This window comes from Streptococcus sp. LQJ-218 (genome assembly GCF_003428885.1).
Taxonomy (GTDB): Bacteria; Bacillota; Bacilli; order Lactobacillales; family Streptococcaceae; genus Streptococcus.
The window spans coordinates 112,818-129,909 of record NZ_QQRU01000004.1; the positions used below are offsets into that span (position 1 = coordinate 112,818).

13 protein-coding genes and 1 pseudogene are annotated in these 17,092 nt (G+C 40.9%); all 14 read left to right on the forward strand.

Annotation, left to right across the window (positions count from 1 at the left end; genetic code table 11):
• Position 1 precedes the first annotated feature (1 nt).
• The 14 genes and pseudogenes from D2908_RS04760 to topA all read left to right on the forward strand — a co-directional run bounded on the left by D2908_RS04760 (position 2) and on the right by topA (position 17,009).
• Positions 2–544 (forward strand): DUF177 domain-containing protein, encoded by a 543-nt coding sequence (locus D2908_RS04760; RefSeq protein WP_049494836.1) that lies wholly within the window; start codon positions 2–4, stop codon positions 542–544.
• The gene (gene nth / locus D2908_RS04765) at positions 544–1,173 is read left to right on the forward strand and encodes an endonuclease III (RefSeq protein ID WP_117305274.1); all 630 of its coding nucleotides are present in this window, start codon (positions 544–546) and stop codon (positions 1,171–1,173) included. Before D2908_RS04760 ends, nth begins: the two co-directional genes overlap by 1 nt.
• Positions 1,174–1,383: 210 nt before the next feature.
• Positions 1,384–1,905, forward strand: a complete 522-nt coding sequence (gene pyrR / locus D2908_RS04770) for a bifunctional pyr operon transcriptional regulator/uracil phosphoribosyltransferase PyrR (RefSeq protein ID WP_117305276.1) — start codon at positions 1,384–1,386, stop codon at positions 1,903–1,905.
• An 18-nt stretch (positions 1,906–1,923) separates the two neighbouring features.
• Positions 1,924–2,847: an aspartate carbamoyltransferase catalytic subunit gene (locus D2908_RS04775; protein ID WP_117305277.1), complete on the forward strand. Its 924-nt coding sequence runs from the start codon at positions 1,924–1,926 to the stop codon at positions 2,845–2,847.
• Between the two features lie 49 nt (positions 2,848–2,896).
• Positions 2,897–3,976 (forward strand): carbamoyl phosphate synthase small subunit, encoded by a 1,080-nt coding sequence (locus D2908_RS04780; RefSeq protein ID WP_117305279.1) that lies wholly within the window; start codon positions 2,897–2,899, stop codon positions 3,974–3,976.
• Positions 3,977–4,423: 447 nt separating this feature from the next.
• The gene (gene carB, locus D2908_RS04785) at positions 4,424–7,600 is read left to right on the forward strand and encodes a carbamoyl-phosphate synthase large subunit (RefSeq protein ID WP_117305281.1); all 3,177 of its coding nucleotides are present in this window, start codon (positions 4,424–4,426) and stop codon (positions 7,598–7,600) included.
• A gap of 215 nt (positions 7,601–7,815) precedes the next feature.
• Positions 7,816–9,150: an Nramp family divalent metal transporter gene (locus D2908_RS04790; RefSeq protein ID WP_117305422.1), complete on the forward strand. Its 1,335-nt coding sequence runs from the start codon at positions 7,816–7,818 to the stop codon at positions 9,148–9,150.
• A gap of 529 nt (positions 9,151–9,679) precedes the next feature.
• Positions 9,680–10,386 (forward strand): annotated as a pseudogene (locus tag D2908_RS04795) (2-C-methyl-D-erythritol 4-phosphate cytidylyltransferase).
• 4 nt (positions 10,387–10,390) lie between these two features.
• On the forward strand, positions 10,391–11,413 hold the full coding sequence (locus D2908_RS04800) for a ribitol-5-phosphate dehydrogenase (protein WP_117305282.1): 1,023 nt from the start codon (positions 10,391–10,393) through the stop codon (positions 11,411–11,413).
• Positions 11,414–11,429: 16 nt separating this feature from the next.
• Positions 11,430–12,299, forward strand: a complete 870-nt coding sequence (locus D2908_RS04805) for a phosphotransferase family protein (RefSeq protein WP_117305284.1) — start codon at positions 11,430–11,432, stop codon at positions 12,297–12,299.
• The gene (locus tag D2908_RS04810; protein WP_117305285.1) at positions 12,289–13,167 is read left to right on the forward strand and encodes a DMT family transporter; all 879 of its coding nucleotides are present in this window, start codon (positions 12,289–12,291) and stop codon (positions 13,165–13,167) included. Before D2908_RS04805 ends, D2908_RS04810 begins: the two co-directional genes overlap by 11 nt.
• 11 nt (positions 13,168–13,178) lie before the next feature.
• A complete protein-coding gene (locus D2908_RS04815; protein WP_020902399.1) occupies positions 13,179–13,868 on the forward strand; it encodes a CTP--phosphocholine cytidylyltransferase in 690 nt (229 codons plus the stop codon).
• A gap of 87 nt (positions 13,869–13,955) precedes the next feature.
• On the forward strand, positions 13,956–14,804 hold the full coding sequence (gene dprA / locus D2908_RS04820; protein ID WP_117305287.1) for a DNA-processing protein DprA: 849 nt from the start codon (positions 13,956–13,958) through the stop codon (positions 14,802–14,804).
• Positions 14,805–14,921: 117 nt separating this feature from the next.
• Complete coding sequence (topA, locus tag D2908_RS04825) at positions 14,922–17,009, forward strand: type I DNA topoisomerase (protein ID WP_117305289.1); 2,088 nt, start codon at positions 14,922–14,924, stop codon at positions 17,007–17,009.
• Positions 17,010–17,092 lie beyond the last annotated feature (83 nt).

Here is a 17,092-nt window from a genome sequence, read left to right on the forward strand (position 1 = left end):
TATGAAATTCAATATTCAAGAAATTCGTAATCAGTCTGAAGGCTTGCGTTTTGAACAAACGTTAGATCTAGCGGCAGACCTGCGTGCACGTAATCAAGAAATTTTAGATGTCAAAGATATCCTTGCTGTTGGGAAAGTACAGTACGAAGACCGTATGTATTTCTTAGATTATCAACTATCTTATACCATTGTTCTTACTTCAAGTCGCAGTATGGAACCAGTCGAGTTAGTTGAATCTTATCCAGTAACGGAAGTTTTCATGGAAGGTACAACTAACCAACTAGATCAGGAAGTTTTAGACGATGACTTGGTCTTGCCTATCGAAAATGGAGAACTGGACCTTGCTGAGAGCGTGTCAGACAATATCCTACTAAACATTCCTATCAAGGTTTTGACAGCTGAAGAAGAAGCTGGTCAAGGATTTGTTTCAGGAAATGACTGGCAAATCATGACAGAAGAAGAATACCATGCTCAACAAGCAGTCAAAAAAGAAGAAAACAGTCCTTTTGCTGGCTTACAAGGACTATTTGACGGAGACGAATAATGGTCTTGTCAAAAAAACGAGCACGAAAGGTGCTAGAAGAAATCATTGCTCTGTTTCCAGATGCCAAGCCCAGTCTTGATTTCACCAATCATTTTGAACTCTTGGTTGCGGTCATGTTGTCAGCTCAGACAACGGATGCTGCGGTAAATAAGGCTACACCAAGTCTCTTTGCTGCCTTTCCAACGCCACAAGCCATGTCTGTGGCGACAGAGAGTGAGATTGCTTCACACATTTCTCGCCTGGGATTGTATCGAAATAAGGCTAAATTCCTTAAAAAATGTGCCCAACAGTTACTGGACGAGTTTGATGGTCAAGTTCCTCAGACACGTGAGGAATTAGAGAGTCTAGCAGGTGTTGGTCGCAAGACAGCCAATGTTGTCATGAGTGTGGGATTTGGAATTCCAGCCTTTGCAGTAGATACTCATGTGGAGCGTATTTGCAAACACCACGATATCGTCAAAAAATCAGCGACACCACTTGAGGTGGAAAAACGGGTCATGGATATCTTGCCGCCTGAGCAGTGGTTAGCTGCCCATCAGGCCATGATTTATTTTGGAAGAGCCATTTGTCATCCTAAAAATCCAGAGTGTGACCAGTACCCACAGTTATATGATTTTAGCAATTTGTAAGATGAAACATCGAAAGTTTTTGCTTGATTTTAGGATCGCTTTATGCTATAGTAATTGATAACTAAATATTCCTTTAAACCTGTCCCGTGAGGCAGGCAAGGAGCGCGATAAAGTAGAAGGGTGAAGTCTATACTGTTTGCAGTAGGGCTTGCTTAGCTATACATTTCAAGTCTCCTTGTTTAAGGAGACTTTTCTTTTTGGAGGTTTGTCATGAAGACAAAAGAAGTTGTAGATGAATTGACTGTCAAACGAGCGATTACACGTATTACTTATGAGATTATCGAACGCAACAAAGATTTGAACAAAATCGTCTTGGCTGGTATTAAAACTCGCGGAGTCTTTATCGCCCACCGAATCCAAGAACGTTTGGAACAGCTAGAAAATCTTTCAGTTCCTGTTGTGGAATTGGATACGAAACCTTTCCGTGATGATGTTAAAAGTGGAGAGGATACTTCTTTGGTTCCTGTTGATGTGACAGACCGTGAAGTTATCTTGGTGGACGATGTGCTCTATACAGGCCGTACCATCCGTGCTGCTATTGATAATATTGTAGGCCATGGTCGTCCTGCGCGCGTGAGTTTAGCAGTTCTAGTCGATCGTGGACATAGAGAATTGCCTATCCGTCCAGATTACGTTGGGAAAAATATTCCAACCAGTCGTTCTGAAGAAATCATCGTAGAGATGACAGAACTTGATGGCCAAGACAGAGTTCTGATTACTGAAGAAGCTTAGAAAGCTAAAGGAGTAGCCATGTCAGAAAATCAACAAGCACTGAACCATGTGGTATCCATGGAAGACCTTACAGTTGATCAAGTGATGAAATTGATCAAGCGAGGAATTGAGTTTAAAAATGGAGTCCAGCTTCCTTACGAGGACCATCCGATTGTCTCCAATCTTTTCTTTGAGGATTCTACACGGACGCATAAGTCCTTTGAAGTGGCAGAGATTAAACTGGGGCTGGAACGACTTGACTTTGATGTGAAGACCAGCTCGGTCAATAAAGGGGAAACACTGTATGATACCATCTTAACCTTGTCTGCGCTTGGTGTGGATGTCTGTGTGATTCGTCACCCAGAGGTCGACTATTACAGAGAGTTGATTGCGAGTCCGTCGATTACGACTTCCATTATCAATGGTGGAGATGGTTCAGGTCAACATCCTAGTCAGAGTTTGCTTGATTTGATGACTATTTACGAGGAATTTGGTCACTTTGAGGGGCTCAAGGTCGCTATTGCAGGTGACTTGGACCACTCACGCGTTGCCAAATCCAATATGCAGATTTTGAAACGTTTGGGAGCTGAACTTTATTTTGCTGGACCTGAGGAATGGAGAAGTCAAGAGTTTGCGGACTATGGACAGTTTGTAACTATTGATGAAATCATTGATCAGGTAGATGTTTTGATGTTGCTCCGTGTGCAACATGAACGCCATGATAGTGGAGCAGTTTTTTCAAAAGAAGACTACCATGCCCAACACGGCTTGAACCAAGAACGCTATAATCGCTTAAAAGAAGAAGCCATTATTATGCATCCTGCTCCAGTGAATCGCGATGTGGAAACTGCAGACCACTTGGTTGAAGCGTCAAAATCACGCATTGTCCAACAAATGACCAACGGTGTCTTTGTTCGAATGGCAATCTTAGAATCCGTACTGGCGAGTAGAAACGCCAACTAAAACACAAGACGTTAAAAGACGCCAGTGAGCGTCCACGAGAGGTGAAAATATGACAAAAAGACTTCTAGTATTAGAAGATGGCACAGTTTTTGAAGGCAAGGCCTTCGGAGCAGATATTGATGTAACAGGCGAAATCGTCTTTAATACAGGCATGACCGGCTACCAAGAATCCATTACAGACCAGTCTTATAATGGACAAATCTTGACCTTTACTTATCCTTTGGTAGGAAATTATGGGATTAACCGTGATGATTACGAATCCATTATTCCAACTTGTAAGGGAGTCGTTGTTTTTGAAGAAGCGCGTAGAGCTAGCAACTGGCGCAACCAAATGACGCTAGATGAATTTTTGAAAGCCAAGAAAATTCCAGGTATTTCAGGAATTGATACGCGTGCCCTTACCAAGATTATCCGTAAGCATGGTACGATGCGTGCAACCTTGACCCATGTTGGGGACAGTATGGACCATGTGACGGATCAGCTCCAAGCAACAGTTTTGCCGACAGATAATATCAAGCAGGTTTCTACTAAAACGTCCTATCCAGCTCCAGGAGTTGGTTTGAGCGTGGTGTTAGTGGACTTTGGTCTCAAGCACTCAATCCTACGTGAGCTTTCTAAACGCAACTGTAACGTGACGGTTGTTCCTTATTCAACAACGGCAGAAGAAATTCTCCACCTCAATCCTGACGGAGTGATGTTGTCAAATGGTCCAGGAAACCCAGAAGATGTTCCAGAAGCATTGGACATGATTCGTGGTGTGCAAGGAAAAATTCCAATCTTTGGTATTTGTATGGGGCATCAACTCTTTGCAATGGCAAATGGTGCTAAGACCTACAAGATGAAATTTGGACACCGTGGATTTAACCATGCGGTACGCGAAATTGCTACAGGACGTGTGGACTTCACCAGTCAGAACCACGGTTATGCAGTTAGCCGTGAGGATTTGCCAGAACACTTGATTATCACCCACGAAGAAATCAATGACAAGTCAGTGGAAGGTGTGCGTCACAGATATCAACCAGGTTTCTCTGTTCAATACCATCCAGATGCAGCCCCTGGTCCACACGACGCTAGCTACCTATTTGACGAGTTTATCGAGATGATGGAAGCTTTTAAACAATCAAACTAAGAACGAGTAAAAGCTCGTCGGAGAATTTATGTAACTGAACACGGACGGAAAGCTCGGAATTTAGAGAAACCAATTTGGATTGTCAATCCTTCCTTGGTTTCCTAAAATTCAATCGTTTTCTATTCGTCCTTTGTATCTTATTTAATGTCGCCCTGAGAGGCGACGAATAGAAAGGCAGGTCGTTTCTTTTAGTCGCTATCAGGCGAACTAAAAAATCCCTGCACTAGATTTTTTACCGAAAAGTATCGTTTCGCTAAAAAATCATCGGAGAATTTATTTAATGGCAACCAGAGAGTTGCCGAATAGAAAGGAGAAGATACATTGTTCGCGGAAGTGAACACGCCCTAAGAACTTTGTGAAAAAGATAAACATCGTCTTGACGCTGAAGGCGTCTGCACCGAGTTTTCTATTTTCACTGTGTTCTTTACAGGCTTTGTATCATAAACTATGCCTAAACGTACTGATATTCAAAAAATTATGGTGATTGGTTCTGGTCCGATTATTATTGGTCAGGCTGCTGAGTTTGACTACGCTGGGACCCAAGCTTGCTTGTCCTTGAAAGAGGAAGGCTATGAGGTTGTCTTGGTTAACTCAAACCCTGCAACTATCATGACAGACAAGGAGATTGCTGACAAGGTCTACATCGAACCGATTACACTTGAGTTTGTGACGCGTATTCTCCGTAAAGAACGTCCAGATGCCTTGCTCCCAACTCTTGGAGGTCAGACAGGACTCAACATGGCCATGGAATTGTCTAAAAATGGTATCCTAGATGAGCTTGGAGTTGAGCTTCTGGGAACTAAATTATCTGCTATTGACCAAGCGGAGGATCGTGACCTCTTTAAACAATTGATGGAAGAGCTCAACCAACCAATTCCTGAATCTGAAATTGTCAACACTGTGGAAGAAGCCGTTGCCTTTGCAGCGACAATTGGCTACCCAGTGATCGTCCGTCCAGCCTTTACCCTAGGTGGTACTGGTGGTGGTATGTGTGCCAACGAGGAAGAATTGCGTGAAATCGCTGAAAATGGGTTGAAGCTGTCACCTGTTACTCAATGTTTGATTGAGCGTTCAATCGCAGGTTTTAAGGAAATCGAATACGAAGTCATGCGTGACTCGGCTGACAATGCCCTCGTTGTTTGTAACATGGAAAACTTTGACCCGGTTGGGATTCACACAGGGGACTCCATTGTATTTGCTCCTGCGCAAACCATGTCAGACTATGAAAACCAAATGCTACGTGATGCGAGCTTGAGCATCATTCGTGCCCTTAAGATTGAAGGGGGATGTAACGTTCAGCTAGCTCTTGACCCGCACAGTTTTAAGTACTATGTCATCGAAGTAAACCCTCGTGTGTCACGTTCGTCAGCACTTGCTTCTAAGGCGACAGGTTACCCAATTGCTAAGTTGGCTGCCAAGATTGCAGTAGGTTTGACCTTGGATGAAGTTATCAACCCAGTTACAGGTTCAACCTATGCCATGTTTGAGCCTGCCCTTGACTACGTGGTTGCTAAGATTCCGCGCTTCCCATTTGACAAGTTTGAAAAGGGTGAACGTCGTCTTGGAACTCAGATGAAAGCAACTGGTGAAGTCATGGCTATCGGTCGTAACATCGAGGAGTCACTTCTTAAAGCTTGTCGTTCACTTGAAATTGGGGTTCATCACAATGAAATGCCTGAGCTTGCAGATGTTTCTGATGATGCCTTGATTGAAAAAGTTGTCAAGGCCCAAGATGACCGTCTCTTCTATGTATCAGAAGCTATACGCCGTGGTTACACACCAGAGGAAATCGCTGAGCTTACAAAAATTGATATCTTTTATCTGGATAAACTCTTGCATATCTTTGAAATTGAGCAAGAATTAGGTGCCCACCCACAAGATCTAGAAGTTTTGAAAACAGCCAAACTCAATGGCTTCTCAGATCGTAAGGTTGCTGAGCTCTGGAAAACTAAAGCTAACCAAGTTCGTCAGCTTCGTTTGGAAAACAAGATTGTTCCAGTTTACAAGATGGTTGATACCTGTGCGGCAGAGTTTGAATCAGAAACTCCATACTTCTATTCAACCTATGGTTGGGAAAACGAGTCTGTCAAGTCTGATAAGGAATCTGTACTGGTCCTAGGTTCTGGTCCAATCCGTATCGGTCAAGGGGTAGAGTTTGACTACGCAACAGTTCACTCTGTTAAGGCAATCCAGGCTGCTGGCTACGAAGCCATCATTATGAACTCGAACCCAGAGACAGTTTCTACAGATTTCTCTGTATCAGATAAACTTTACTTTGAACCATTAACATTCGAAGATGTCATGAATATCATTGATTTGGAGCAACCAAAGGGTGTTATTGTTCAGTTCGGTGGTCAGACAGCTATCAACCTTGCGGAGCCATTAGCAAAAGCAGGTGTGACTATCCTTGGTACGCAGGTTGCTGACCTAGACCGTGCCGAAGACCGTGACCTCTTTGAGCAAGCTCTTAAAGACTTGGATATTCCACAGCCACCTGGACAGACTGCTACAAACGAAGAAGAAGCAGTGCTTGCTGCTCGTAAGATTGGTTTCCCAGTTCTCGTTCGCCCTTCATATGTCTTGGGTGGACGTGCCATGGAAATCGTTGAGAATGAAGATGATCTTCGTTCTTACATGCGCACAGCCGTTAAGGCAAGTCCAGACCACCCAGTGCTTGTTGACTCTTACATCGTTGGGCAAGAGTGTGAAGTCGATGCCATCTCAGACGGAGAAAATGTCCTCATCCCTGGTATCATGGAGCATATCGAACGCGCTGGTGTCCATTCAGGTGACTCCATGGCGGTTTATCCTCCTCAAACCTTGTCGCAAAAAGTGCAAGAAACGATTGCAGACTACACCAAACGTCTAGCAATCGGCCTCAACTGTCTTGGGATGATGAACATTCAGTTTGTTATCAAGGATGAGAAAGTATACGTTATCGAAGTAAACCCTCGTGCTAGCCGTACCGTACCGTTCCTTTCTAAAGTAACCAATATCCCTATGGCTCAGGTGGCGACCAAGCTCATTCTTGGTCAAAGTCTTGAAGAACTTGGTTACCAAGATGGACTTTACCCAGAAAGTACTCGAGTTCATATTAAAGCACCAGTCTTCTCATTTACCAAGCTAGCGAAAGTAGACAGCTTGCTGGGTCCTGAGATGAAGTCAACAGGCGAGGTTATGGGTTCTGATACGACTTTGGAAAAAGCTCTCTACAAGGCCTTTGAAGCTTCTTACCTACACTTGCCAACCTTTGGGAATGTTGTCTTTACTATCGCTGATGATGCCAAGGAAGAAGCTTTGGATTTGGCTCGTCGTTTCCAAGATATTGGCTATGGAATCCTCGCGACAGAAGGAATAGCAGCCTTCTTTGCTAGTCATGGATTGCAAGCCCAACCTGTTGGTAAGATTGGTGATGACGATAAAGATATCCCAAGCTTTGTTCGTAAAGGAAGAATCCAAGCTATCATTAACACAGTTGGAACAAAACGAACTGCTGATGAAGATGGTGAGCAGATTCGCCGTTCAGCCATTGAACACGGAGTGCCCCTCTTCACAGCCTTGGATACAGCTAATGCTATGCTTAAAGTACTTGAAAGCCGTAGTTTTGTTACAGAAGCAATCTAGTTGAGAAAAAATTTTTACATTTTTAAAGCCAGCGATCGAAAACGCTGGCTTTTGCAATACAGGTCTTGCTTGCTTTAACGATCATGCTTTCCTTAGGAATCATTTCAAAATGTGATATAATATGAATAAATTGTAAATAGGAAACTATTTTTATTGTATTTTCAAAATCCCATTAATAAACTAGGTAAAGACAAGATTAGAAAGTGAATATGCCTATGTCTTCTTACAAAAAGATCTCTCTTTCTGAGATCAATCAATCTATTGAAACTCCGAATAACAATCATTTTTGGCAAAATCTAAAAGCATTTTTAGGGCCTGGCGCTCTTGTGGCTGTTGGATATATGGATCCTGGAAACTGGATTACTAGTGTGGTTGGTGGTGCTTCCTACAAGTATAGTCTCTTATTCGTTATTTTGATATCATCCATCATCGCCATGCAATTACAACAGATGGCTGGAAAGCTCGGTATTGTGACTAGGATGGATTTAGCGCAGGCAACAGCTCATCATGCTCCTAAGTGGCTCCGTTATAGTCTGTGGGTGATTGTAGAATTAGCTTTAATGGCGACAGACTTGGCTGAGGTTTTGGGTTCAGCGATTGCCTTGAATCTTTTGTTTAAAATACCGATTATGGTGGCTATCCTCCTAACGGTTTTAGATGTATTTCTTTTGCTTTTGTTGATGAAATTTGGCTTCAAGAAGATTGAAGCTATTGTTACAACCCTTATCTTAACTATATTAGGAATCTTTTCTTATCTGGTGGCTTTATCCAATCCAAGTATGCAGGGGATTTTTGGTGGCTATTTACCGACTTCGACTTTATTTGAAAGTTCCTTGCCAGGACATGAGAGTCAATTGACTTTGGCTTTAGGGATTGTGGGAGCGACAGTCATGCCCCATAATCTTTATCTTCATTCATCCCTATCTCAAACAAGAAAAATCAACTATAAGGATAAAAAAGATATTCGAAAAGCTGTCCGTTTTATGACCTGGGACTCAAATCTTCAGTTATCCCTAGCCTTTGTTGTCAATTCCTTACTTCTCATTTTAGGAGCATCGCTCTTTTTTGGTCATGCGTCCGAAATTTCAGCATTCTCCCAAATGTACAACGCTTTGCAGGATTCTACAATAGCAGGAGCAATAGCTAGCTCAACTCTGTCAACTTTATTTGCTCTAGCCCTCTTAGCAAGTGGCCAAAATTCTACTATCACAGGTACCTTGACAGGACAGATTGTCATGGAAGGTTTCTTGCATCTGAAATTGCCTCAGTGGATCATCCGTATCGGTACACGTATTTTTGCTTTGATTCCTGTGATCATAGTCGCTGTCTTATTTGGGTATCAAGAAAAGACCTTAGATCAGTTATTGGTCTATTCACAGGTCTTTCTTTCAATCGCTCTTCCATTCTCGATTTTTCCCTTAATTTATCTGACTTCTCAGAAGTCAGTGATGGGAGAATTTACCAATGCCAAATGGAACACCATCCTAGGCTACGTAGTTTCAATCATCTTAACCATTCTCAATATTAAGCTTCTTTTCGATATTTTTTAAATTCGTTAAAATCAATTTTGTATCGGTTTGAAGATCAACAAAGAGAAAGTAGTATTAGTTGATTCATGGAAAGAAGTAAAAGGCTGGGCAAAAACTCAATTTCAGTAGAAAATGAAGTAAATCTCCCCACAATAAAACGCATAGTATCAAGTTTTTTCAATTCTTGATATTATGTGTTTTTTTATTTTCAATACTTGTCTCGAGCCCATTCGTATTTATATCATAAAGTCGGCTAATAAGAAATGAGGGGCAGTAAGTCAAACAATCACTTTGAAGTTTCAAAGTTTAATTTTAAGTTTTCTTTAAGAAAAGTATATTATTCTGAAGAACTCTAAAATTTCACAGCCATTTATTAGTAATGACTACAGAATTCCTAGTTATTACTAGAAATGGACTAGCTTTTTTGAAGAATAGAACTGCTTATTCCTCCTATTCTAGAAGGGGAGGGTCGGTATTTCTTTCATGATAGGACTAGATTGTGGTATAATAGAGAGAATAAGTTTTTTTAGTAAGACAAAGGAGAAAATAGATGATTTATGCAGGAATTCTTGCTGGTGGAACTGGCACACGCATGGGAATCAGTAACTTGCCAAAACAATTTTTAGAGCTAGGTGATCGACCTATCTTGATTCATACAATTGAGAAATTTGTCTTGGAACCAAGCATTGAAAAAATTGTAGTTGGTGTTCATGGAGACTGGGTTTCCCATGCAGAGGATCTTGTAGAAAAATATCTTCCTCTTCATAAGGAACGTATCATCATTACAAAGGGTGGTGCTGACCGCAATACAAGTATTGAGAAATCATTGAAGTCATTGATGCTTCTTGTCCGCTTACTCCAGAGGATATCGTAGTTACACACGATTCTATTCGCCCATTTATTACACTTCGCATGATTCAGGACAATATCCAACTTGTCCAAAATTATAACGCAGTGGATACAGTAGTAGAAGCGGTTGATACTATCGTTGAAAGTACCAATGGTCAATTTATTACAGATATCCCAAATCGTACTCACCTTTATCAAGGACAAACACCTCAAACATTCCGTGGCAAGGATTTCATGGACCTTTACATTTCTCTCTCTGCTGAAGAGAAGGAAATCTTGACAGATGCATGTAAAATCTTTGTGTTCAAAGGAAAAGATGTGGCCTTGGCGAAGGGTGAATATTCAAATCTAAAAATCACAACCGTAACAGATTTGAAAATTGCAAAAAGTATGATTGAGAAAGACTAGTAAAATGATTAATCAAATTTATCAACTAACAAAGCCCAAGTTTATCAATGTCAAATACCAGGAAGAGGCTATTGATCAAGAGAATCATATCCTCATCCGTCCTAATTATATGGCAGTCTGTCATGCGGATCAGCGTTACTACCAAGGAAAACCTGATCCAAAGATTTTGAATAAAAAACTTCCAATGGCAATGATTCACGAGTCATGTGGAACCGTTATTTCTGACCCGACAGGAACTTATGAGATTGGGCAAAAAGTTGTTATGATTCCGAATCAGCCTCCGATGCAGAGCGATGAAGAATTCTATGAAAACTACATGACAGGGACCCATTTCTTGTCTAGTGGATTTGATGGCTTTATGAGAGAGTTTGTCTCTCTCCCTAAAGACCGTGTTGTGGCTTACGATGCTATCGAAGATACGGTTGCAGCCATTACAGAGTTTGTTAGCGTTGGTATGCATGCTATGAATCGTCTATTGACCCTTGCTCATAGCAAGCGGGACCGAATTGCCGTTATCGGAGATGGAAGTTTAGCTTTTGTGGTTGCAAATATTATCAACTATACTTTGCCAGAAGCAGAGATTGTAGTTATTGGTCGTCATTGGGAAAAATTAGAACTCTTCTCTTTTGCCAAAGAATGCTATATTACTGATAATATTCCTGAAGATTTGGTCTTTGACCATGCTTTTGAGTGTTGTGGTGGTGATGGTACTGGACCAGCCATTAATGACCTGATTCGCTACATTCGTCCTCAGGGAACGATTCTCATGATGGGCGTTAGCGAATATAAAGTCAATCTCAATACACGCGATGCCCTAGAAAAGGGCTTGCTCTTGGTTGGGTCCTCTCGTTCTGGTCGCATCGATTTTGAAAATGCCATCCAAATGATGGAAGTCAAGAAATTTGCCAATCGTCTTAAAAATATCCTTTATCTAGAAGAACCTGTAAGAGAAATTAAAGATATTCACCGTGTCTTTGCAACTGATTTAAACACAGCCTTTAAAACAGTGTTTAAGTGGGAAGTATAGGTGCTGGAGGTTAATTGTGGAGAAAATCATAAAAGAAAACATTTCTTCCTTACTTAGTCAAGAAGAGGAAGTCCTCAGTGTTGAGCAACTGGGGGGAATGACTAATCAAAACTATTTGGTCAAAACAACAAATAAGCAATACATCGTTAAGTTCTTTGGTAAAGGGACAGAAAAACTGATCAATCGTCAAGATGAAAAGTACAATCTTGAACTACTCAAAGATTTAGACCTAGATGTCAAAAATTATCTTTTTGATATTGAAGCTGGTATCAAAGTAAACGAGTATATCGAATCTGCCATTACGCTTGATTCAACGTCAATCAAGACCAAATTTGATAAAATTGCTCCAATATTACAAACGGTTCATGCTTCTGGCAAGGAATTAAGAGGAGAGTTTGCTCCTTTTGAAGAAATCAAAAAATACGAATCCTTGATTGAAGAGAAAATCCCTTATGCCAATTATGAAGCTGTTCGAGAAGAAGTCTTCTCCTTAGAGAAAAGACTGGCTGACTTAGGTGTTGACAGAAAATCTTGTCACATCGATTTGGTGCCTGAAAACTTTATCGAATCACCTCAAGGACGACTTTATCTGATTGACTGGGAATATTCATCAATGAACGATCCAATGTGGGATTTGGCCTCCCTCTTTTTAGAGTCTGAATTCACTCCCCAAGAGGAAGAATCCTTCTTATCTTACTATGAAAGTGACAAAACACCTGTCTCTCGAGAAAAGATTGCAATCTATAAAATTTTACAAGATACGATTTGGAGTCTATGGACTGTCTATAAGGAAGAGCAAGGTGCAGATTTTGGTGACTATGGTGTGAATCGTTACCAAAGAGCTGTTAAAGGTTTGGCTTATTATGGAGGTTCAGATGAAAACTAAAACTGGAGTTTCTTTTGGTCTACTCTCAGGCATTTTCTGGGGTTTAGGTCTAACGATTAGTGCTTATATCTTTTCGATTTTTACAGATTTGTCGCCCTTTGTGGTGGCTGCTGCTCACGATTTCTTGAGTATCTTTATCTTACTAGCTTTTCTTTTGATAAAAGAAGGAAAAGTTCGTCTCTCGATTTTCTTAAATGTTCGCAATGTGAGTGTCATCGTCGGAGCCTTGCTAGCAGGACCAATCGGTATGCAGGCCAATCTTTATGCGGTTAAGTATATCGGAAGTTCCTTAGCTTCATCTGTATCGGCTATTTACCCTGCGATTTCAGTTTTATTGGCTTTCTTCTTTTTGAAGCACAAGATTTCGAAAAATACTGTGTTTGGGATTGTCTTAATTATTGCAGGGATTATTGCTCAGACCTATAAGGTTGAACAGGTCAATTCCTTCTACATTGGGATTCTCTGTGCTTTGATTTGTGCTATTGCATGGGGAAGTGAAAGTGTTCTTAGCTCTTTTGCCATGGAAAGTGAATTAAGTGAAATCGAAGCCCTTTTAATCCGTCAAGTGACTTCATTCTTGTCCTATCTTGTGATTGTGCTCTTCTCTCATCAGTCATTTGCTGAAGTAGCTAATGGACAGTTACTAGTTCTCATGATTGTCTTTGCTGCCTTTGATATGATTTCCTACTTGGCTTATTATATCGCTATCAATCGCTTGCAACCAGCCAAGGCTACAGGCTTGAACGTGAGCTATGTAGTATGGACTGTCTTGTTTGCAGTTGTTTTCTTGGGCGCACCGCTAGATATGCTGACCATTATTACGTCACTTGTTGTCATTGCTGGAGTTTATATTATTATTAAAGAATAAAGGAGATTCGTGTGAAAGCCATCATCTTAGCAGCGGGATTGGGAACTCGCTTGCGTCCTATGACTGAAAATACCCCTAAAGCTTTGGTTCAGGTTAATCAAAAACCCCTGATTGAATACCAAATTGAGTTTCTAAAAGAAAAAGGGATCCATGACATCATCATCATCGTTGGTTACCTTAAAGAACAATTTGATTACTTGAAAGAAAAATATGGAGTTCGACTCGTTTTCAATGATAAATACGCTGACTACAATAACTTTTACTCTCTCTATCTTGTAAAAGAAGAATTGGCTAACAGCTATGTTATTGATGCCGACAATTATCTCTTTAAAAATATGTTCCGCAATGATTTGACACGTTCGACTTATTTTAGTGTCTATCGTGAAGATTGTACCAACGAATGGTTCTTGGTCTATGGAGATGACTACAAGGTTCAAGACATTATTGTTGATAGCAAGGCAGGTCGCATCCTGAGTGGTGTATCCTTCTGGGATGCTCCAACTGCAGAAAAGATTGTCAGCTTTATCGACAAGGCTTATGCAAGTGGGGAATTTGTTGATCTCTATTGGGACAATATGGTTAAGGACAATATCAAAGAGCTAGATGTCTATGTTGAAGAATTAGAAGGCAATAGCATCTATGAAATCGATAGTGTTCAAGACTATCATAAATTAGAAGAAATTCTTAAAAACGAAAATTAAAGATTCCAACATCTGGCTAAAATAGTCGGATGTTTTTTGATTTTTTTACGAATAGATAGATGAGTAGAAAAAGAAATGGAGCTATTTATGAAAATCACAAACTATGAAATCTATAAGTTTAAAAAATCAGGTTTGACCAATCAACAGGTTTTGAAGGTCCTAGAATATGGTGAAAATTTCGATCAAGAACTGTTGTTAGGAGATATTGCAGATATATCAGGTTGCCGAAATCCAGCCGTTTTTATGGAACGTTATTTTCAGATAGATGATGCGCATTTGGAGAAGGAGTTTCAAAAATTTCCATCTTTCTCTATTTTAGATGACTGTTATCCTTGGGATTTGAGTGAAATATATGATGCACCTGTGCTTTTATTTTACAAGGGGAATTTGGATCTCTTGAAATTTCCTAAGGTAGCAGTCGTAGGAAGTCGTGCTTGTAGTAAACAGGGAGCTAAGTCAGTTGAAAAAGTCATTCAAGGCTTGGAAAATGAACTGGTTGTCGTCAGTGGATTAGCCAAGGGGATTGATACAGCAGCTCATATGGCAGCTCTTCAGAATGGCGGAAAAACCATTGCAGTGATTGGAACAGGTCTGGATGTGTTTTATCCTAAAGCCAATAAACGCTTGCAAGACTACATCGGAAATGATCATCTGGTTCTCAGTGAGTACGGACCAGGCGAACAACCCTTGAAATTTCATTTTCCTGCCCGTAATCGCATCATTGCTGGACTTTGCCGTGGCGTGATTGTAGCAGAGGCTAAGATGCGCTCGGGTAGTCTCATTACCTGTGAGAGGGCAATGGAAGAAGGACGCGATGTCTTTGCTATTCCTGGTAGCATTTTAGATGGCCTATCAGACGGTTGTCATTATTTGATTCAAGAAGGGGCAAAATTGGTCACCAGTGGGCAAGATGTTCTTGCGGAATTTGAATTTTAAAATGAAATTTCTCTTTTTAAACTAACTTTTCTTCTATATATAGTAGCTAAGTCTTGACAGTTATGGCAAAATGGTTTACACTTTATAAAGTTTATTACTTTGAAAAGGAGTGATACTGTGGCTACGGCAACAAAAAAGAAAAAATCAACTGTTAAAAAAAATCTAGTAATCGTGGAGTCGCCTGCTAAGGCCAAGACGATTGAAAAATATCTCGGCAGAAACTACAAGGTTTTAGCCAGTGTCGGTCATATCCGTGATTTGAAGAAATCCAGTATGTCCGTCGATATTGAAAATAATTATGAACCGCAATATATCAATATCCGAGGAAAAGGTCCTCTCATTAATGACTTGAAAAAAGAAGCCAAAAAAGCTAATAAAGTCTTTCTGGCGAGTGACCCGGACCGTGAAGGAGAAGCGATTTCTTGGCATTTGGCCCATATTCTCAACTTAGATGAAAATGATGCCAACCGTGTGGTCTTCAATGAAATTACCAAGGATGCGGTCAAAAATGCTTTTAAAGAACCGCGTAAGATTGATATGGACTTGGTCGATGCCCAACAGGCACGCCGTGTCCTGGACCGCTTGGTAGGCTATTCGATTTCCCCTATTTTATGGAAGAAGGTTAAAAAGGGCTTGTCAGCAGGTCGCGTCCAGTCCATTGCGCTTAAGTTAATCATTGACCGTGAGAATGAAATCAATGCCTTTCAGCCTGAAGAATACTGGACAATTGATGGTATCTTTAAAAAGGGAACCAAGCAATTTCAGGCTGCTTTCTATGGAGTAGATGGTAAAAAGCTGAAACTGACTAGCAATGATGAGGTCAAGGAAGTTCTGTCTCGTCTGACTGGTAAAGACTTTTCAGTGGATCAGGTAGATAAGAAAGAGCGCAAACGAAATGCTCCTTTACCCTATACCACTTCATCTATGCAGATGGATGCTGCCAATAAAATCAATTTCCGTACTCGAAAAACCATGATGGTTGCCCAACAGCTCTATGAGGGGATTAATATTGGTTCTGGTGTTCAAGGTTTGATTACCTATATGCGTACAGATTCGACTCGTATCAGTCCAGTGGCACAGAACGAAGCAGCAAGTTTCATTACGGACCGTTTTGGTAGCAAGTATTCTAGGCATGGTAGCAAGGTCAAAAATGCATCAGGAGCTCAGGATGCCCATGAAGCTATTCGCCCGTCTAGCGTTTTTAATACACCTGAAAGCATCGCTAAGTATCTGGACAAGGATCAGCTCAAGCTTTATACTCTTATCTGGAATCGTTTTGTAGCGAGTCAGATGACAGCTGCTGTTTTTGATACCATGGCTGTTAAATTATCTCAAAATGGGGTTCAATTTGCTGCGAATGGTAGTCAGGTTAAGTTTGATGGTTATCTTGCCATTTATAATGATTCTGACAAGAATAAAATGTTACCAGATATGGTTGTTGGAGATGTAGTCAAACAGGTCAATAGTAAACCAGAGCAACATTTCACCCAACCGCCTGCCCGTTATTCTGAAGCAACACTGATTAAGACCTTGGAGGAAAATGGGGTTGGACGTCCGTCCACCTACGCGCCAACCATTGAAACCATTCAGAAACGTTATTATGTCCGTCTTGCAGCCAAACGTTTTGAACCAACAGAGTTGGGAGAAATTGTTAACAAGCTCATTGTTGAATATTTCCCAGATATCGTAAACGTGACCTTCACAGCTGAAATGGAGGGCAAACTGGATGACGTCGAAGTAGGAAAAGAGCAGTGGCAACGTGTCATTGATGCCTTTTACAAACCTTTCTCTAAAGAGGTTGCCAAGGCTGAAGAAGAAATGGAAAAAATCCAAATTAAGGATGAACCAGCTGGGTTTGACTGTGAAGTGTGTGGCAGTCCAATGGTCATTAAACTTGGTCGTTTTGGTAAGTTCTACGCTTGTAGCAACTTCCCAGATTGTCGTCATACCCAAGCAATCGTTAAAGAGATTGGGGTTGAGTGTCCAAGTTGTCATCAGGGACAAATCATTGAGCGAAAAACCAAACGTAATCGTCTCTTCTATGGTTGCAATCGCTACCCAGAATGTGAATTTACCTCTTGGGACAAGCCTGTTGGTCGTGACTGTCCAAAATGTGGCAACTTCCTTATGGAGAAGAAGGTCCGTGGTGGTGGCAAGCAGGTTGTTTGTAGCAAAGGTGACTACGAGGAAGAAAAGATTAAATAAGAAGAGAGTCCTGAAAGTGAATTTCGGGCTCTTTTTGGTTAGAACTTGACAAAATTCATCATTGTATGCGAAACTAGAAGAAG